General features: G+C 71.5%; 12 protein-coding genes. 10 read left to right on the top strand and 2 right to left on the bottom strand.

What is annotated here, in order from left to right; genetic code table 11:
* The first annotated feature begins 138 nt into the window (after positions 1-138).
* Genes ACIRGB_RS29520 through ACIRGB_RS29495 form a run of 6 tightly spaced genes read left to right on the top strand, consistent with a single transcriptional unit; the run spans position 139 to position 8,882 of the window.
* A complete protein-coding gene (locus ACIRGB_RS29520) occupies positions 139-1,824 on the top strand; it encodes an extracellular solute-binding protein (protein ID WP_403871524.1) in 1,686 nt (561 codons plus the stop codon).
* Between the two features lie 27 nt (positions 1,825-1,851).
* Positions 1,852-2,889 (top strand): ABC transporter permease, encoded by a 1,038-nt coding sequence (locus tag ACIRGB_RS29515; RefSeq protein WP_403871522.1) that lies wholly within the window; start codon positions 1,852-1,854, stop codon positions 2,887-2,889.
* Positions 2,886-3,857 (top strand): carbohydrate ABC transporter permease, encoded by a 972-nt coding sequence (locus ACIRGB_RS29510; RefSeq protein ID WP_403871520.1) that lies wholly within the window; start codon positions 2,886-2,888, stop codon positions 3,855-3,857. Before ACIRGB_RS29515 ends, ACIRGB_RS29510 begins: the two co-directional genes overlap by 4 nt.
* Positions 3,857-5,839, top strand: coding sequence for a beta-galactosidase (locus ACIRGB_RS29505; protein WP_403871518.1), 1,983 nt, complete (start codon positions 3,857-3,859; stop codon positions 5,837-5,839). The genes ACIRGB_RS29510 and ACIRGB_RS29505 overlap by 1 nt, the downstream gene beginning before the upstream one ends.
* Entirely contained in the window at positions 5,836-8,103 is a 2,268-nt protein-coding gene (locus ACIRGB_RS29500; protein WP_403871515.1) for a glycosyl hydrolase family 95 catalytic domain-containing protein, read from the top strand. The genes ACIRGB_RS29505 and ACIRGB_RS29500 overlap by 4 nt, the downstream gene beginning before the upstream one ends.
* Positions 8,104-8,141: 38 nt before the next feature.
* A complete protein-coding gene (locus ACIRGB_RS29495; RefSeq protein WP_403871512.1) occupies positions 8,142-8,882 on the top strand; it encodes a hypothetical protein in 741 nt (246 codons plus the stop codon).
* Between the two features lie 55 nt (positions 8,883-8,937).
* Here the strand turns inward: ACIRGB_RS29495 and ACIRGB_RS29490 are convergent, their stop codons facing one another.
* Both ACIRGB_RS29490 and ACIRGB_RS29485 read right to left on the bottom strand, forming a co-directional pair.
* Entirely contained in the window at positions 8,938-10,989 is a 2,052-nt protein-coding gene (locus tag ACIRGB_RS29490; protein WP_403871509.1) for a TIM-barrel domain-containing protein, read from the bottom strand.
* A gap of 57 nt (positions 10,990-11,046) precedes the next feature.
* Entirely contained in the window at positions 11,047-12,060 is a 1,014-nt protein-coding gene (locus tag ACIRGB_RS29485) for a LacI family DNA-binding transcriptional regulator (protein WP_403871506.1), read from the bottom strand.
* A 301-nt stretch (positions 12,061-12,361) separates the two neighbouring features.
* On the opposite strand from ACIRGB_RS29485, the gene ACIRGB_RS29480 reads away from it, so the two are divergent.
* The 4 genes from ACIRGB_RS29480 to ispG all read left to right on the top strand — a co-directional run bounded on the left by ACIRGB_RS29480 (position 12,362) and on the right by ispG (position 18,433).
* Entirely contained in the window at positions 12,362-14,353 is a 1,992-nt protein-coding gene (locus ACIRGB_RS29480; RefSeq protein ID WP_403871503.1) for an acyl-CoA dehydrogenase family protein, read from the top strand.
* Positions 14,354-14,451: 98 nt separating this feature from the next.
* On the top strand, positions 14,452-15,708 hold the full coding sequence (dxr, locus tag ACIRGB_RS29475; RefSeq protein ID WP_403871500.1) for a 1-deoxy-D-xylulose-5-phosphate reductoisomerase: 1,257 nt from the start codon (positions 14,452-14,454) through the stop codon (positions 15,706-15,708).
* A gap of 8 nt (positions 15,709-15,716) precedes the next feature.
* On the top strand, positions 15,717-17,009 hold the full coding sequence (locus ACIRGB_RS29470) for a M50 family metallopeptidase (RefSeq protein WP_403871843.1): 1,293 nt from the start codon (positions 15,717-15,719) through the stop codon (positions 17,007-17,009).
* A 266-nt stretch (positions 17,010-17,275) separates the two neighbouring features.
* Positions 17,276-18,433 carry a flavodoxin-dependent (E)-4-hydroxy-3-methylbut-2-enyl-diphosphate synthase gene (gene ispG / locus ACIRGB_RS29465; protein ID WP_226027564.1) on the top strand — a complete coding sequence of 386 codons (1,158 nt, stop codon included), beginning with the start codon at positions 17,276-17,278 and terminating at the stop codon, positions 18,431-18,433.
* Positions 18,434-18,446 lie beyond the last annotated feature (13 nt).

Raw genomic sequence — 18,446 nt, 5'->3', positions numbered from 1 at the left:
CCCCGAGGGGTTAACTTAACCTCGCTGCAACATCGAAGCGCTTCGACACAGGCTTGTCTCAGTTCCCTCACCACACCGCGGCCGACGCCCCGTCGGGTCTCTCGCGGTGCGCCACGAAGGCACGAAGGGTTGACGCACATGACGCCGAACGCCGCCTCCGGTCCCAGCCGGAGAAGTTTCCTCGCCTCCACCGCGGTCGCCACCGCGGCGGTGGCGGGAGGGGTGCCGCTGCTCTCCGCCTGCGGCGGATCCGACGGAGGCTCGCGCGACGGCACCACGTCGGGCAAGGACGCCGAGAAGTTGCTGCCGGCGTACGTGGCGGGCAGCGTCGTCACGCCCGACATCCCCAGCAAGAACGGCTCCGCGGTCGGCTTCACGAGCAAGCTCGACCTCGGAGACCTGAAGACCTCGGTGCCCGAGAAGCTCGGCAAGGGCGGCCGGCTCACCATCATGTCGCCGTTCTGGGGGTCCCCGCCCAAGGAGGACAACGCCTACTACCGGGCGATGAACGACCTCATCGGCGTCGACGTGGCCTGGCAGAACCAGGACGGCAACACCTACGACCAGAAGCTCGGCGCGGTCCTCGCCTCCAGCGAGGTGCCCGACGTGGTGGTCGTGCCCGGCTGGAACATGACCGGCAAGATACCCAGCGCCATCATCGGCAAGTTCGCCGATCTGGGCCCCTATCTGTCCGGCGACGCGGTGAAGGAGTACCCGAACCTCGCCGCGATCCCCACCGACGCCTGGCGGCGGTCGATCTTCGGCGGCAAGCTGCGCGGCCTGCCGCTGCCCTCCTCGTACGTGTCCGCCATCGTGCCGCTGTACCGCCAGGACATCTTCGAGAAGGAGGGGTACGAAGTCCCCCGGTCCTGCGACGAGTTCCTGGCGCTGGCCAAGGACGCCACCAACGCCAGGGCCAAGCGCTGGGGCTGCCTGGACATGAAGTGGACCGCCTTCAACGCCTTCGGCGTGCTCTCGGGCAACGAGAAGTCGCTCGGCTGGAACGAGGTCGACGGCAAGCTGCTGTACCGCATCGAGACCGAGGAGTACCTCGAGGCCCTGGAGTGGACCCGCAAGCTGTTCGCCGCGGGAGTCGTGCACCCCGACGCCAGGCTCGGCAAGAGCAACGCCACCGACCCCGGGCCCAAGTTCGCCGCCGGCGAGTTCCTCATCTACAACCAGGACATGTCCCAGTGGTGGAGCCGCACCGCGGAACAGGCCACCCAGAACCCCGGGTTCAAGATCTGGGGCATGGACTTCTTCGGGCACGACGGCGGCGATCCCACGCTGTGGGCCCAGAACCCGGCGAGCATCTTCGCCTTCGTCAACAAGAAGGCGTCCAAGTCCGTGATCCGCGACGTGCTGGCCGTCGCCAACGTCACCGCCGCGCCGTACGGCACCAAGGAGTACATGGCCACCAACTACGGCGTGGAGGGCACCCACTACACCGTCAAGGACGGGGTGCCCACCAAGACCGAGCAGGGCAACATCGACGTGATGAACGCCTACGTGATGGTGGCGAGCCCCGCCGCGACCATCGCCCACCCCGACTTCCCCGAGGTCGCCAGGGGACAGGTCGAGTGGCAGCAGCGGATGGGCGCCTTCACCAAGAAGCCCGCCTTCTACGGCATGCAGATCACCGAGCCCGCCCGCTACACCAACCTCTCCAACGACTTCGAGCAGCTGGAGGACGACATCGTCCGCGGCCGCAAGAAGATCGGCGACATGCAGCAGGCCGTCTCCGACTGGAAGAGCAAGGGCGGGGACGAACTGCGCGACTGGTACCGGAAGATCCTCGACGAGAACGGACCGGCGGCCGGCTGACCAGGTACCGAGGCAAGGAGAACCACCGTGTCCCACAGCACGGTGCCTCGGACCAGGACCGAGGCCGATGCGACGAAGAAGACCCCGGTGGCGTCCGGCGACGCCACCGGCCCCCGCCGCGGAAAGCGCGACCCCGGCAAGCTGAGCCTGCGGCTGCGGTTCCGGCGCGACCGCGTACTGCTGCTGATGACCCTGCCGGCCGTGCTGCTGGTACTGCTCTTCAACTACCTGCCGATCCTCGGCAACGTCGTCGCCTTCCAGGAGTACGACCCGTACCTCAGCGACAACGGGATCGTCTCCATCCTGCACAGCCCCTGGGTGGGGCTGGAGAACTTCCAGCGGATCTTCCAGGACTCCGCGTTCTGGAACTCGGTGCGCAATACGCTCGTGCTCTTCCTGCTCCAGCTCCTGCTGTACTTCCCGATCCCCATCGGGCTCGCGCTGCTCATCAACAGCGTGGTCCGGCCCCGGGTGCGGGCGATCTCGCAGGCCATCCTCTACCTGCCGCACTTCTTCTCGTGGGTGCTGGTCATCGCCGTCTTCCAGCAGCTGCTCGGCGGGGCCGGGCTGCTGTCCCAGCTGCTGCGCGACCACGGGTACGACGGGCTCGGCGTCATGACCGACCCGGACACCTTCAAGTTCCTGGTCACCGCGCAGAGCGTGTGGAAGGACGCCGGCTGGGGGATCATCGTCTTCCTCGCCGCCCTCGCCTCGGTCAGCCCCGACCTGTACGAGGCCGCCGCGATGGACGGCGCGAACCGCTGGCGCCGCATGTGGCACGTCACGCTGCCCGCGCTGCGCCCGGTGATCGCGCTGCTGCTGGTGCTGCGCGTCGGCGACGCCCTGACGGTGGGCTTCGAACAGATCCTGCTGCAACGCGACGCCGTCGGACCCGGCGCGGCCGAGGTCCTCGACACCTTCGTGTGGTGGAACGGCGTGCGCAACCAGGACTTCGGCTACGCGGCCGCCGCGGGGCTCGTCAAGGGCGTCATCAGCCTCGGCCTGGTGCTGGTGGCCAACAAGGTGGCCCACCTCATGGGCGAGCAGGGGGTGTACAAGAAGTGACCGCCGTACCCGAAGCGACGGCCGTACGGGACACGACCGCCGTCGGCGACAGGCCCGCGCGCCGGCCCCGCCCGTGGGCCGCCCCGCCCCGCCCCGCGTGGGAGGAGAAACCCAGCCGGGCCGGAATCGCCGGCAAGGGGCTCGTGCTGCTCCTGGCCTGCCTGGGCATCCTGTTCCCGCTGTGGATCGTCGTCGTCACCAGCCTGTCCAGCCGCAGGACCATCGACGAGGCCGGCGGCCTGGTGATGATCCCCAAGGACATCACCTTCGTCGCCTACCAGGAACTGCTCAGCGGCGGCCAGGTCACCCGCGCCGCCCTCGTCAGCATCGGCGTCACACTCGTCGGCACCCTGTTCTCCATGGCGGTGTCCGTGCTGTGCGCCTACGGGCTCTCCCGCAGCGGCTCGCTGGGCCACCGCTGGATCCTCCTGCTGCTGCTCGCCACGATGTTCTTCAGCGCCGGTCTCATCCCCACCTACCTGCTGGTGCAGTCCCTCGGCCTGACCGACAGCTACCTCGCGCTGATCCTGCCGAGCGCGATCAGCGTCTTCAACATCCTGGTGCTGCGCGGCTTCTTCATGGGCATCTCCCAGGAGCTGACCGACAGCGCCCGCATCGACGGCGCCGGCGACTTGCGCATCCTGTGGCAGATCGTCCTTCCGCTGTCCCGCGCGGTCGTCGCGGTCATCACCCTGTTCTACGCCGTCGGCTACTGGAGCGCCTGGTTCAACGCCTCCCTCTACCTGAACGACCAGGACATGCTGCCCCTGCAGAACATCATGATCCAGCTGGTGCAGAAGCAGGAGGCGCCGGTCGGCCTCGGCCAGGCCATCAAGACCGGTGAACTCTCCGGCCTCGCCGTCCAGATGGCCGTCATGGTGATGGCCCTGCTGCCGGTCGCCGTGCTGTCGCCCTTCGTCCAGCGCCACTTCAAGAAGGGCATGCTCACCGGGGCGGTGAAGGGCTGATGCCGAACCTGTCGGACGCCACCGGCCGGCGCATCCTCTACGGCGGCGACTACAACCCCGAGCAGTGGCCCGAGGAGACCTGGCCGGAGGACGTCCGCCTGATGAAGGCCGCCGGCGTCAATTCCGTCACCCTCGGCGTCTTCTCTTGGTCCAGGCTCGAACCACGCCCCGGCGTCCACGACTTCGGCTGGCTGGACCGGCTCATGGACCTGATGCACGAGGGCGGCATCGGCGTCGTCCTCGCCACCCCCACCGCCTCGCCCCCGCCCTGGCTGGGCAACCTCCACCCCGACACCCTGCCCCGCGACGCGGACGGCCGCACCGAGTGGTGGGGCGGCCGGCAGCACTTCTCGCACTCCAGCACCACCTACCGCCGCCACGCCGCCGCCGTCACCGAGGCCCTCGCCGCGCGGTACGCGAGCCACCCGGCCCTGACCCTGTGGCACATCAACAACGAGTACTGCACCTACGACTACGGCGACGAGGCCGCCACCCGCTTCCGCCGCTGGCTCCAGGACCGCTACGGCACCCTCGACGCCCTCAACACCGCCTGGGGCACCGCCTTCTGGAGCCAGGGCTACGGCGACTGGGCCGAGGTCGCCCCGCCCCGCCACGCCCACTACCTGAGGAACCCCACCCAGGTCCTGGACTTCCGGCGCTTCACCTCCGACATGCTCCTGGAGTGCTACACCGCCGAGCGCGACATCGTCCGCCGCCACACCCCGCACCTCCCGGTCACCACCAACTTCATGCCGCTGTGGTCCGGCCAGGACGGCTGGCGCTGGGCCGAGGAGGAGGACGTCGTCTCCGTCGACCTCTACCCCGACCCGCGCGACCCGTTCGGCGCCCAGGAGGGCGCCCTGGTCCAGGATCTGACCCGCTCGCAGGCGCGCGGCCCGTGGATGCTCATGGAGCAGGCGGCCGGACCCGTCAACTGGCGCGGCGTGAACCACCCCAAGCCGCGCGGCCTCAACCGCCTCTGGTCGCTCCAGGCGGTGGCGCGCGGCGCCGACGCCGTCTGCTACTTCCAGTGGCGCCAGTCACGGCAGGGCGCCGAGAAGTTCCACTCCGGCATGGTGTCCCACGCGGGGGAGCGGGGCCGTACCTACCAGGAGGTGATGCGGCTCGGCGCCGACCTCGCGCGACTCGGCCCGTACGCGGCCGGTGGCACGGTCGGCGCCGACATCGCCGTCCTGCACGACTGGCAGTCCTGGTGGGCCGCCGACCAGGAGGCCCGCCCCTCCGCCCGCGTCGACCACGCGGACGTCCTGCGCACCTGGCACCGCGCGCTGTGGCGGGCCCACCTCACCACCGACTTCGCCCGCCCCGAGGACGACCTCACCCCGTACCGGGTCGTCGTCGCGCCCCAGCTCTACGCCCTCACCGACGCGGCGATCGAGAACCTCCTCGCCCACGTCCGCGGCGGCGGCACCCTCGTCTGCGGCTTCCTCACCGGCGTCGCCGACCCGGACGACCGGATCAGGCCCGGCGGCATGGACGCCCGGCTGCGTGAGCTGTTCGGCATCCGCACCCTGCACGAGTGGTGGCCCCTGGACGACGGTGAGAGCGCCGACTGCGACGGCTTCCGCGGCACCCTGTGGTCGGAGGAGATCGAACCCGACGGCACCGCGTCCGAGACGGTCCCGTACCGGGGCGGGGAGCTGGACGGACTCCCGGCCGTCCTGCGCAAGGGCCGCGCCTGGTACCTCTCCACCCTCCCCGAGCCGGACGCGCTGCGCGACCTCCTCGCCCGCGCCGCGGCCGACGCGGGCGTCCGCCCGGTGCTCGACGCCCTCCCGGCCGACGTCGAGGCGGTACGCCGGGGCGACCTGCTGTTCCTCCTCCACCACGGCCGCGACCCGGTCACCGTCGACGTCCCCGGCACCCACCGCGACCTGCTGACCGACGCCGTCGTCACCGACCGCGTCACCCTCGGCCGCTACGGCGTGGCCGTACTGGGCCACCCGGAGCCGGCGTCATGAGCGACACGCCCGTGCACGGCACCTGGGAGCCGGACCCCGCCGCCCGCTGGGAGGACGCCTTCCTGAGCGGCAACGGCCACCACGGCGCCCTGGTGTTCGGCGATCCGGACGCCGACCGGGTGATCGTCACCCACCACACCCTGGTCCGCCCGGACGGCGACGACGCACACCGCCGCCCGCCCGCGCTCGCCGCCGCACTGCCCGCCCTCCAGGACCGCCTGCTCGCCGGGGACACCGCCGCCGCCGAGGACTTCACCGACGGCCGCCCGCTGCACTGGGTACGCCCCTTCCACCCGGCCTTCCAAGTGCGCCTGGACCGCCCACCGGCCGACGACAGCCACGCCCCCTACCGCCGCGCCGTCGACTTCGCCACCGGCGTGACCACGGCCACCCGCGGCGCCTGGACCAGCCGTGTCTTCGTCTCCCGCGCCGACGACGTGATCGTCCAGCGCGTCACCGCCCCGCACCTCACCCTCGACCTGTCCCTCGACCCCCGTCTCCCCGGCGCCCCCACCGGGCTCGGCATCGGCCACGGCGCCGTCCTCACCCCCGAGGGCGCCCTGCTCGTCCTGCGCGCCCGCTATCCCGGCAGCGACCTCGCCTACACCGGCGTCACCCTCGCCACCGTCACCGGCGGCACCACGAAGCTCGTACCGCCGGGCGTCCACATCGAGGGCGCCACCGAGGTGCTGCTGCTGACCCGGGTGCACCGCCACACCGGCGAGCTGGACGCGGTCGCCGAGAGCCGCGCCCTGCGCGCCCTGCCGACCGGAGATCGGCACGCCTCCCCGTACGACGACCGGCACGCCTCCTCGTACGACGACCGGCACGCCTCCTCGTACGACGACCTGCTCGTCCGGCACCTGGCCCACCACCGCACCGCCTACGACCGCGTCACCCTCGACCTCGCCGCCGACCCCGCCGAACGCGCCCTGCCGGGCTCGGTCCTGCTCGCCGGGCCCGGCGGCCGCCCCGCGCTCCTCGAACGGCTCTTCGCCGCCGGCCGCTACCACCTGCTGTCGGCGAGCGGCCTGCTCCCGCCCCGCCTCACCGGCCTGTGGACCGGCGACTGGAACACCGCCTGGTCCGGCGCCTTCACCACCAACGCCAACCTCAACCTCCAGACCGCCTCCGCCGCGGCCGCCGCCCTCCCCGAGGTCACCGAGGCGCACGCCGCCCTGGTCCACCGGCACCTGCCCGACTGGCGGGACAACGCCCGCGCGATCTTCGGCACCCGGGGCGTGGTCGCGCCCTCGCACACCGACGGCGAGTGCGGCCACACGTACCACTTCAGCCGCGCGTACCCGCTGCACCTGTGGACCGCGGGCGCCGACTGGCTGCTCAAGCCCCTCGCCGACCACGACGAGACTTACGGCACCGACGACCCCCGCACCACCGCCGCCCTGGCCGAAGTCGCCCTCTTCTACGAGGACTTCCTCCACCGCACCGACGAGCACGGCCACCTGGCCGTCGTCCCCTCCTACTCGCCCGAGAACCGTCCCGCGAACGCGAGCTGGGGCACCCTGAACGCGGCGATGGACCTCTCCGCCGCCCGGCACGCCCTGCTCACCGCCGCCGACCGCCACCCCGGGCACGCCGGCCGCTGGCGCGCGCTCGCCGACCGCATCCCCGCGCACCGGGTCAACGCCGACGGGGCGCTCGCCGAGTGGGCGTGGCCCGGCCTGGCAGACACCTACGACCACCGCCACCTCAGCCACCTCTACGGCGTCTGGCCCCTGGAGGAGATCAACCCGTACGACACCCCGGACCTCGCCGAGGCCGCCCACCGCGCCCTCGAACTGCGCGGCGCCGAGAACGACTCCGCCCACGGCCACCTCCACCACGCCCTGGTCGCGGCCAGACTCCGCGACGCCGACCGGGTCGCCCACGCGCTCGGCCGGGTGCTGGACGGCGACTACTTCCACGCGTCCCTGATGAGCGCGCACTACCCCCACCGCGACGTCTACAACGCGGACGCCGCGCACGCCCTGCCCGCCGTGCTCATCGAGATGCTCGTGCAGTCCACCCCCGGCCGGCTGGTCCTGCTGCCCGCCCTGCCCGCCTCCTGCCCGCGGGGCGGACTCAGGGGCGTACGCACCCGGTTCGGGGCCACCGTCGACCTCACCTGGACGCCCGACGGCAGCGCGAGGGCCGTCGTGCGCCCGGACCGCACCCGCCGCATCGAACTCAGGACTCCCTCCGGCGCCGAACCGCTCGACCTCGTCGCCGGGGAGGACCGCGTCATCAGCGTCAAGGCGCGGTAACACCAGCGCACGTCCCCCCACCCATGGAAGGAAACGCCATGGCACCACGCACGCGCCCCACCTCCACCCGCACCCGCGCTCGCACGCGCACCCTGACCGCCCTCCTGGCCCCGGCCCTCGCGCTCGGCGCCACCGTCGGCCTCGCCGCCGCCCCCGCCCAGGCCGCTGTCTGGAACTCCTGCGACCAGTGGGGCAACACGAGCCTGAACGGCTACACCCTCTACAACAACATCTGGGGCTCCGGCGCCGGAAGCCAGTGCGTCTGGGCCAACTCCGGCACCAACTGGGGCGTCTGGGCGAACCACCCCGACACCGGCGGCATCAAGTCCTACCCGAACGCCAAGAAAGTGATCAACAAGCCGATCGCCTCCCTCGGCTCGCTCACCAGCAGCTACAACGTCACCGTCCCGACGTCCGGCGCGTACAACACCTCGTACGACATCTGGGACACGGACTACGACTACGAGATCATGCTCTGGGTCAACTACAACGGCGCCGTCGGCCCCCTCGGCACCGCGCAGGGGACCGTCAGCCTCGGCGGCCACACCTGGAACGTCTACAAGGGGAGCAACGGCGTCAACGAGGTCTTCTCGTTCCTGCGCACCTCGGACTCGAACTCCGGCACGGTGAACATCCTCCCGATCCTGAAGTGGATCAAGGACACCAAGGGCTGGATGGGCAACGAGACCATCGGTGACGTGCAGTTCGGCTACGAGATCACCTCGTCCGCCGGCGGCCTGGACTTCCGCACCAACAACCTGACGGTCAGCGGCGGCTGACCACGGCACCCGCGCACCACGGCACAGGGGCCGGTCCCGGGACCGGCCCCTGCGCTCACTGCGCGTCCGCGACCACCGGCAACCGCGCGCCGTCCCGGAGGAAGAGCGGGATCCGGTCCAGCGGCGCGTCCACCGTCACGGCGGCGCCGCCCTCGTACGTCGCGCCCGTCCACGCGTCCGTCCAGCGCGCGCCCGCCGGAAGGTAGGCGGTCCGGACCGTGGCGCCCGCCGTCAGCACCGGCGCGACCAGCAGGTCCGGGCCGAACAGGTAGGCGTCGTCCACCGCCCAGGCCGCCGGGTCCGCGGGGAACTCCAGGAACAGCGGCCGCATCACGGGCAGCCCCTCCTGGTGCGCCTCGCGCATCACGCCCAGCACGTACGGCTTGAGCCGCTCGCGCAGCCGCAGGTACTTCTCCAGGATCGGATACGCCGCATCGCCGTACGACCACACCTCGTTCGGGCCGCCGGTCATGTCCGGGCCCAGCGGCATGCCCGGGTCGCGGAAGCCGTGCAGCCGCATCAGCGGGGACAGCGCGCCGAACTGGAACCAGCGGACCAGCACCTCGCGGTAGGCCGGGTCGTCCGGGTCGCCGCCGTGGAAGCCGCCGATGTCCGTGTTCCACCAGGGGATGCCGGAGAGCGCGGTGTTGAGCCCGGCCGCGACCTGACGGCGCAGGGTCGCGAAGTCGGTGCCGATGTCGCCGGACCACAGGGCGGCGCCGTGGCGCTGACTGCCCGCCCACGCCGAGCGGTTGAGGGTGATCACCTCGTCCACGCCCGAGGCGCGCAGGCCCTCGGCGAAGGCGCGGGAGTTCTCGGCCGGGTAGAGGTTGCCGACCTCCAGGCCCGGGCCCGCCCAGTAGCGCAGGTTCGCCGGGAAGCCCGGCTTCAGCTCCGGCTCGCAGGCGTCCAGCCAGAAGGCCGTGATGCCGTACGGGTCGAGGTAGTTCTCCTTGATCTTCGACCACACGAACGCGCGGGCCTCGGGGTTGGTGGCGTCGTAGAAGGCCACCTGGACCGTCGACGCCACCCCCTTGTCCGGCCAGTCGGCGTGCGCCATCGGCCCGTACTGGGTGCCGATGAAGTGGCCGCGCTGCTCCATCACCGGGTGGTTCTCGGACAGCGGCGACACCGACGGCCAGACGCTGACGACCAGCTTGACGCCCAGCTCGTCCAGCTCCCGGACCATCGCCGCCGGGTCGGGCCACTCGGCCGGGTCGAACTTCCACTCGCCCAGGTGCGTCCAGTGGAAGAAGTCGCAGACGATCGCGTCGAGGGGCAGTCCGCGCCGCTTGTACTCGCGGGCCACGGCGAGGAGTTCGTCCTGGGTGCGGTAGCGCAGCTTGCACTGCCAGAAGCCCGCCGCCCAGGCCGGCAGCATCGGAGTGCGGCCGGTCACCGCGCTGTAGCGGCGCTGGGTGTCGGCCGGGGCGCCCGCGGTGATCCAGTAGTCGATCTGGCGGGCCGAGTCGGCGACCCAGCGGGTGCCGCCCAGGGCCAGCTCCACCCGGCCGATCGCCGGGTTGTTCCACAGCAGCGTGTAGCCGCGGCTGGAGGTGAGCACCGGTATGGAGACCTCGGCGTTGCGCTGGACCAGGTCCACGACCAGGCCCTTCTGGTCGAGCCTGCCGTGCTGGTGCTGACCGAGGCCGTACAGCTTCTCGTCCTCGTAGGCGGCGAAGCGCTGCTCCAGGCGGTGGTGGCCGCCTCCGACCGCCGTGTACAGGCGCGGCCCGGGCCACCAGAAGTGGGCCCGCTCCTCGGCCAGCAGCTCACCGCCGTCCGCCGTCCGCACGAAGCGCACCAGCCCCTCGGCACCGACCTCCACGGTCAGCGCGCCGACGGTGAGCGTGCCGTGCCCGTCCTCGATCCGGACGGTGCTCCGGGTCCCCGGGGGCCCGGGCAGCAGCGCCCCCGGCAGGTCCTCGAGGACCGGACCGCCGAGCCGGGCCCGTACCCGGACGGCGTCCGGGCCCCACGGCTCGATCCGGACGGTCTCCTGACGGCCGCTCCACTCCAGGGCGCCGTCCCGCTCCCGGAACGTGCCGACGGTGGGGGAGGACTGGGCGAGGCCGACCGGGGACGGCGACTGCGCGGGCTGGGTCACGAGGCACGCTCCTGGGAGAGTCCTGCGGGGTTCGGAGGGCGGCGGGGCGGAGGCGTCCTACGGCCGGACGGGCGCCGGTCCCGAGCTGGCCCGGACCGTCAGCTCCGGCGCGAGCAGCACGACCTCGTCGCTGCCGCGGCCGTCGAGCTTGGCGACCAGTTGTTCCACGGCCCGCCGCCCCATCTCCTGCGCGGGCACCGCGACCGAGGTGAGCCGCACCGAGGCCTGGGTGGCGACCTGCTCGGGGCAGACCGCGACCACCGACACGTCCTCCGGCACGGCCCGGCCCTGCTGGCGCAGCAGGGCGAGCAGCGGCTCGACCGCCGCCTCGTTCTGGACGACGAACCCCGTGGTGTCCGGGCGTTCGTCGAAGATCCGGGCCAGCGTCGCGGCCATCGCGTCGTACCCGCCGTCGCAGGGCCGGTGCAGCAGCCGCAGCCCCAGCTCCCGCGCGCGGGTGCGCAGACCGTCGAGGGTGCGCTCGGCGAAGCCGGTGTGCCGCTCGTAGACCGCGGCGGCCTCGCCGATGACCGCGATGTCGCGGTGGCCCAGCTGTGCCAGGTGCTCCACACAGAGCGCGCCGGTCGCCCGGAAGTCCAAGTCGACGCAGGTGAGGCCCTCGGTGTCGGCGGGGAGCCCGATCAGTACGGACGGCTGGTGGGTGCCGCGCAGCAGCGGGAGCCGCTCGTCGTCGAGTTCGACGTCCATGAGGATCATCGCGTCGGCGAGCCCGCTGCCGGTGACGCGGCGCACCGCGTCGGGGCCCTCCTCGCCGGTGAGCAGCAGGATGTCGTACCCGTGGGTGCGCGCGCCGGCCGCGACCGCGATGGCGATCTCCATCATCACCGGCACGTACATGTCGGTGCGCAGCGGGATCATCAGGGCGATGATGTTCGACCGGCTGCTGGCCAGGGCGCGGGCGCCCGCGTTCGGGTGGTAGCCGAGCTTCCGGATGCTCTCCTCGACCCGCTGCCGGGTGGTGGTGGAGATGGACCGCTTGCCGCTGAGGACATAGCTCACCGTGCTCGCCGAGACTCCGGCGTGCTGGGCGACCTCGGCGAGGGTGACCATCCAGCTCTCCAAGCTTTGTGAAGCGCTTCGACTGCGCGCGGGGCCAACAGGGGCGGGCGAGGGTGGTTCGACAGTAACCGCAGCGAGGATGGGTGTCCATAGTCCGTCGAAGCGCTTCGACTGCCACTCCTCCGCGTTCCCCTCCTCCAGTCTCCCGTCCAGTCTCTCCCGCAGTATCGGCCGAACGGCCGCACGAAGGGTGGCTGGGCCGCCCCGGATCGGGTACATACGAGCGAGCAGCACCGACCAGTAACGTACGCCCGCACGTCCGTGCAGGGCGATTCGTGGCGAGGTGAGCCTCATGTCCGCACCACCCACCCCCTCCTCCCGTCCCACCGTCACCGAACGTGAGGCCCGACGGGTCGCGGAGGCGGCCCGGGAACAGGACTGGCGCAAGCCCAGCTTCGCCAAGGAGCTGTTCCTCGGCCGCTTCCGTCTCGACCTCCTCCACCCCCACCCGCTCCCGGCCGACGAGGACGTCCAGCGGGGCGAGGAGTTCCTCGCCAAGCTGCGCGACTTCTGCGAGACGAAGATCAACGGCGCGGTGATCGAGCGCGACGCGCGGATCCCCGACGACGTGATCGCCGGGCTGAAGGAACTGGGCGCCTTCGGCATGAAGATCGACACCAAGTACGGCGGCCTCGGCCTGACCCAGGTCTACTACAACAAGGCCCTCGCCCTGGTCGGCTCCGCGAGCCCGGCGATCGGCGCGCTGCTCTCCGCCCACCAGTCGATCGGCGTGCCGCAGCCGCTGAAGATGTTCGGCACCCAGGAGCAGAAGGACACGTTCCTGCCGCGCTGCGCCCGCACCGACATCTCGGCGTTCCTGCTCACCGAGCCGGACGTCGGCTCCGACCCGGCCCGCCTGGCGACCACCGCCGTCCGGGACGGCGACGACTACGTCCTCGACGGCGTGAAACTGTGGACCACCAACGGAGTCGTCGCCGACCTCCTCGTGGTCATGGCCCGCGTCCCCGAGCCGGAGAAGGGCGAGGGCGGCAAGGACGGTAAGGACGGCGAGGGAGGCAAGGGAGGCAAGGGAGGCATCACCGCCTTCGTGGTCGAGGCCGCCTCCAAGGGCATCACCGTCGAGAACCGCAACGCCTTCATGGGCTTGCGCGGCCTGGAGAACGGCGTCACCCGCTTCCACCGCGTCCGCGTCCCGGCCGCCCACCGCATCGGCCCCGAGGGCGCCGGGCTGAAGATCGCCCTCACCACCCTCAACACCGGCCGCCTCTCGCTGCCCGCCATGTGCGTCGGCGCCGGCAAGTGGTGCCTGAAGATCGCCCGCGAGTGGTCGGCGGTGCGCGAGCAGTGGGGCAAGCCGGTCGCGCTGCACGAGGCGGTCGGCGCCAAGATCTCCTTCATCGCGGCGACGACCTTCGCGCTGGAGGCCGTCGTGGACCTCTCCTCCCAGATGGCCGACGAGGACCGCAACGACATCCGCATCGAGGCCGCCCTCGCCAAGCTCTACGGCTCCGAGATGGCCTGCCTGATGGCCGACGAACTGGTCCAGATCCGCGGCGGCCGGGGCTTCGAGACCGCGGCCTCCCTCGAAGCCCGCGGCGAGCGCGCGGTCCCCGCCGAGCAGCTCCTGCGGGACCTGCGCATCAACCGCATCTTCGAGGGTTCCACCGAGATCATGCACCTGCTGATCGCGCGCGAGGCCGTCGACGCCCACCTCTCGGTCGCGGGGGACCTGATCGACCCCGACAAGACCCTGTCCGACAAGGCGAGGGCGGGCGCGCAGGCCGGCGTCTTCTACGCCAAGTGGCTGCCGAAGCTCGTCGCCGGACCCGGCCAACTCCCGCGCGCGTACGCCGACTTCCACCCGTCCGGCCACCCCGACCTGTCCGGTCACCTGCGCTACGTCGAACGCACCGCCCGCAAGCTCGCCCGCTCCACCTTCTACGCCATGTCCCGCTGGCAGGGCCGGATGGAGACCAAGCAGGGCTTCCTGGGCCGGATCGTCGACATCGGCGCGGAGCTGTTCGCGATGAGCGCCGCCTGCGTACGCGCCGAGCACCTGCGCAGCAGGGACGACCACGGCCGCGAGGCCTACCAGCTCGCCGACGCCTTCTGCCGCCAGTCCCGCCTGCGCGTCGAGGAACTCTTCGGCCGCCTGTGGAGCAACACCGACGACCTGGACCGCAAGGTCGTCAAGGGGGTGCTGGGCGGCGCCTACGCGTGGCTGGAGCAGGGCGTCGTCGACCCCTCGGGCGACGGCCCCTGGATCGCGGACGCGACACCGGGCCCCTCCCAGCGGGAGAACGTCCGCCGGGCCGTCGGCTGACCCGGGGCCGGGCCACGGCGATCCCTCGTGCGGGTGCGGGACACCCGCACGAGGGACGCGCTGTCCTCCCGGAGGGCCGTTGCGGCCACAATGGGGGGATGAGCGACAGTCCAGCCCCACTCGCCGACCCCCACCTCGTCTACGACCCGGTGGTGGACGACGGCCCGAAGGACGTGGTGATCCTCGGGTCCACCGGGTCGATCGGGACCCAGGCCATCGACCTCGTGCTGCGCAACCCGGACCGCTTCCGGGTCACCGCCCTGTCCGCCAACGGCGGCCGGGTCGCCCTCCTCGCCGAGCAGGCGTACCGGCTCAAGGCGCGGACCGTCGCCGTCGCCCGCGAGGACGTCGTACCGGCGCTGCGGGAGGCGCTCACCGCGCGGTACGGCGCTCGGGAGCCGCTCCCGGAGATCCTCGCCGGGCCGGAGGCGGCCACCCAGGTCGCCGCCTCCGACTGCCACACGGTGCTCAACGGCATCACCGGCTCCATCGGACTCGCGCCCACCCTCGCCGCCCTGGAGGCGGGCCGCACCCTCGCGCTGGCCAACAAGGAGTCGCTCATCGTCGGCGGCCCGCTGGTCAAGGCGCTGGCCAAGCCGGGCCAGATCATCCCGGTCGACTCCGAGCACGCCGCCCTCTTCCAGGCGCTGGCCGCCGGCACCCGCGCCGATGTGCGCAAGCTGGTCGTCACCGCGTCCGGCGGCCCCTTCCGCGGCCGGACGAAAGACCAGCTGGCGGCCGTCACCGTCGAGGACGCCCTCGCCCACCCCACCTGGGCCATGGGCCCGGTGATCACGATCAACTCCGCGACCCTGGTCAACAAGGGCCTGGAGGTGATCGAGGCCCACCTGCTCTACGACATTCCCTTCGATCGCATTGAGGTGGTCGTGCACCCGCAGTCGTATGTCCACTCGATGGTTGAGTACACCGACGGATCGACCCTGGCCCACGCCACGCCCCCCGACATGGGCGGGCCCATCGCCGTCGGCCTGGGCTGGCCCGAACGCGTCCCCGACGCCGCCCCCGCCTTCGACTGGAGCACGGCCTCGACCTGGGAGTTCTTCCCGCTCGACAACGAGGCCTTCCCCTCGGTGAACCTGGCCCGGCACGTCGGACAGCTCGCGGGCACGGCCCCGGCGGTGTTCAATGCCGCCAATGAGGAGTGCGTCGAGGCGTTCCGCTCCGGCGCGCTGCCGTTTCTCGGGATCATGGAGACCGTCACGCGGGTGGTCGAGGAGCACGGCACCCCCCGTACGGGAACCTCGCTCACCGTCGCGGACGTCCTCGAAGCGGAGACCTGGGCACGCGCCCGGGCCCGGCAACTGGCGGCACAGACGGCGGAGGCCCGTGCATGACGACCCTGATGTTCATCCTCGGCATAGTCCTCTTCGCCGTCGGCCTGCTGTTCTCCATCGCCTGGCACGAGCTGGGCCACCTGTCCACGGCCAAGATGTTCGGCATCCGGGTGCCGCAGTACATGGTGGGCTTCGGACCGACGCTCTTCTCGAAGAAGAAGGGCGACACCGAGTACGGGGTCAAGGCCATCCCGTTCGGCGGCTACATCCGCATGATCGGCATGTTCCCGCCCGGCCCCGACGGCCGCATGGAGGCACGCTCCACCTCGCCCTGGCGCGGGATGATAGAGGACGCCCGCTCGGCCGCCTTCGAGGAACTGCAACCCGGTGACGAGAAGCGCCTCTTCTACACGCGCAAGCCGTGGAAGCGCGTCATCGTGATGTTCGCCGGCCCGTTCATGAACCTCATTCTCGCCGTGGTGCTCTTCCTCACCGTGCTGATGGGCTTCGGCATCTCGCAGCAGACCACCACCGTCAGCTCCGTCTCGCAGTGCGTCATCTCGCAGAGCGAGAACCGCGACGACTGCACCAAGACCGACCCGGCCTCCCCGGCCGCCGCGGCGGGCCTCCGGGCCGGGGACAAGATCGTCTCCTTCGACGGCGTACGGACCGACGACTGGGACCGGCTGTCCAACCTGATCCGCGCCAACCCCGGCGAGAAGGTGCCGGTCGTCGTCGAGCGCAAGGGCGAGGAGATCACCCTCCACGCGACCATCGCCACCAACAAGGTCGCGAAGAAGGACTCCCACGGACAGATCGTCCAGGGCGAGTACGTGACCGCCGGCTTCCTCGGCTTCAGCGCCGCCACCGGCGTGGTGAAGCAGGACTTCGGCCAGTCCGTGACCTGGATGGGCGACCGGATCGGCGACGCCGTCGACTCCCTCGCCGCGCTGCCCGCCAAGATCCCCGCCCTGTGGGACGCGGCCTTCGGCGACGGACCCCGGGAGGCGGACTCCCCGATGGGCGTCGTCGGTGCCGCCCGCGTCGGCGGCGAGATCGCCACCCTGGACATCCCGCCCACCCAGCAGCTCGCCCTGTTCGTCATGCTGGTGGCAGGCTTCAACCTCTCCCTGTTCCTCTTCAACATGCTCCCGCTGCTGCCGCTCGACGGCGGCCACATCGCGGGCGCGCTGTGGGAGTCGCTGCGCCGCGCCACCGCCAAGGTGCTGCGCAGGCCCGACCCCGGGCCCTTCGACGTGGCGAAGCTGATGCCGGTGGCCTACGTGGTGGCGGGCGTCTTCGTCTGCTTCACGCTGCTCGTGCTGGTGGCGGACGTCGTCAACCCGGTGCGCCTCACCTGACGACCGGACCGTCCGCGCGGCACCGGCGTGATCACCCGATCCACGGACCGTCCGAGGACCGTCCGACCGATCCGATGAGAAGCCCGATCCGGAGAGCATGTCCCTCCGGACCGGGCTTCACTCCATACGCCCGGCAGATGGACGCCAAAGGGTGCAGCCCCGTACGCCGCGTGCCCGGCGTTCGCGTCGGTGCCGTAATCTCGATTGCCGGAGCCCGCCGCTGAACGGGACCGGACCTTGATCCACGACTTGGGGTTGCACAGCAGATGACTGCGATTTCTCTCGGCATGCCGGACGTTCCGACCAGGCTCGCGGAGCGCCGCAAGAGCCGGCAGATCCAGGTCGGGCCCGTGGCGGTGGGCGGCGACGCCCCCGTGTCGGTGCAGTCCATGACCACCACCCGCACCTCCGACATCGGCGCCACCCTCCAGCAGATCGCCGAGCTGACGGCGTCGGGCTGCCAGATCGTCCGCGTGGCCTGCCCCACCCAGGACGACGCCGACGCGCTGCCCGTCATCGCGAAGAAGTCGCAGATCCCGGTCATCGCGGACATCCACTTCCAGCCCAAGTACGTCTTCGCCGCGATCGAGGCCGGCTGCGCGGCGGTCCGGGTGAACCCGGGCAACATCAAGCAGTTCGACGACAAGGTCAAGGAAATCGCCAAGGCCGCCAAGGACCACGGCACCCCGATCCGCATCGGCGTCAACGCCGGCTCCCTGGACCGCCGCCTGCTCCAGAAGTACGGCAAGGCGACCCCCGAGGCGCTCGCCGAGTCCGCCCTCTGGGAGGCGTCGCTCTTCGAGGAGCACGACTTCCGGGACATCAAGATCTCGGTCAAGCACAACGACCCGGTCGTCATGGTCGAGGCCTACCGCCAGCTCGCCGCCCAGTGCGACTACCCCCTCCACCTCGGCGTCACCGAGGCGGGCCCCGCCTTCCAGGGCACCATCAAGTCGGCCGTCGCCTTCGGCGCCCTGCTCTCCCAGGGCATCGGCGACACCATCCGGGTCTCCCTCTCCGCCCCGCCGGTCGAGGAGATCAAGGTCGGCATCCAGATCCTGGAGTCCCTGAACCTGCGCCAGCGCGGCCTGGAGATCGTCTCCTGCCCGTCCTGCGGCCGCGCCCAGGTCGACGTGTACAAGCTGGCCGAGGAGGTCACCGCCGGCCTGGAGGGCATGGAGGTCCCACTCCGCGTGGCCGTCATGGGCTGTGTCGTCAACGGCCCCGGCGAGGCCCGCGAGGCCGACCTCGGCGTCGCCTCCGGCAACGGCAAGGGCCAGATCTTCGTCAAGGGCGAGGTCATCAAGACCGTCCCCGAGTCCAAGATCGTGGAGACCCTCATCGAGGAAGCCATGAAGATCGCCGAGCAGATGGAGAAGGACGGCGTGGCCTCCGGCGAGCCCTCCGTCGCCGTGGCGGGCTGATCCCTCCCACCGC

Source organism: Streptomyces sp. NPDC102490, from assembly GCF_044765285.1.
Classification (GTDB): domain Bacteria; phylum Actinomycetota; class Actinomycetes; order Streptomycetales; family Streptomycetaceae; genus Streptomyces.
The sequence above is the reverse complement of the archived record's forward strand: the minus strand, read 5'-3'. Positions and strand labels throughout refer to the sequence as shown.

Coding starts and splice junctions, on each gene's coding strand:
- ACIRGB_RS29520 (WP_403871524.1), top strand. CDS start 139: ATGACGCCGAACGCCGCCTCCGGTCCCAGCCGGAGAAGTTTCCTCGCC.
- ACIRGB_RS29505 (WP_403871518.1), top strand. CDS start 3,857: ATGCCGAACCTGTCGGACGCCACCGGCCGGCGCATCCTCTACGGCGGC.
- ACIRGB_RS29500 (WP_403871515.1), top strand. CDS start 5,836: ATGAGCGACACGCCCGTGCACGGCACCTGGGAGCCGGACCCCGCCGCC.
- ACIRGB_RS29495 (WP_403871512.1), top strand. CDS start 8,142: ATGGCACCACGCACGCGCCCCACCTCCACCCGCACCCGCGCTCGCACG.
- ACIRGB_RS29485 (WP_403871506.1), bottom strand. CDS start 12,060: ATGGTCACCCTCGCCGAGGTCGCCCAGCACGCCGGAGTCTCGGCGAGC.
- ACIRGB_RS29480 (WP_403871503.1), top strand. CDS start 12,362: ATGTCCGCACCACCCACCCCCTCCTCCCGTCCCACCGTCACCGAACGT.
- dxr (WP_403871500.1), top strand. CDS start 14,452: ATGAGCGACAGTCCAGCCCCACTCGCCGACCCCCACCTCGTCTACGAC.
- ACIRGB_RS29470 (WP_403871843.1), top strand. CDS start 15,717: ATGTTCATCCTCGGCATAGTCCTCTTCGCCGTCGGCCTGCTGTTCTCC.
- ispG (WP_226027564.1), top strand. CDS start 17,276: ATGACTGCGATTTCTCTCGGCATGCCGGACGTTCCGACCAGGCTCGCG.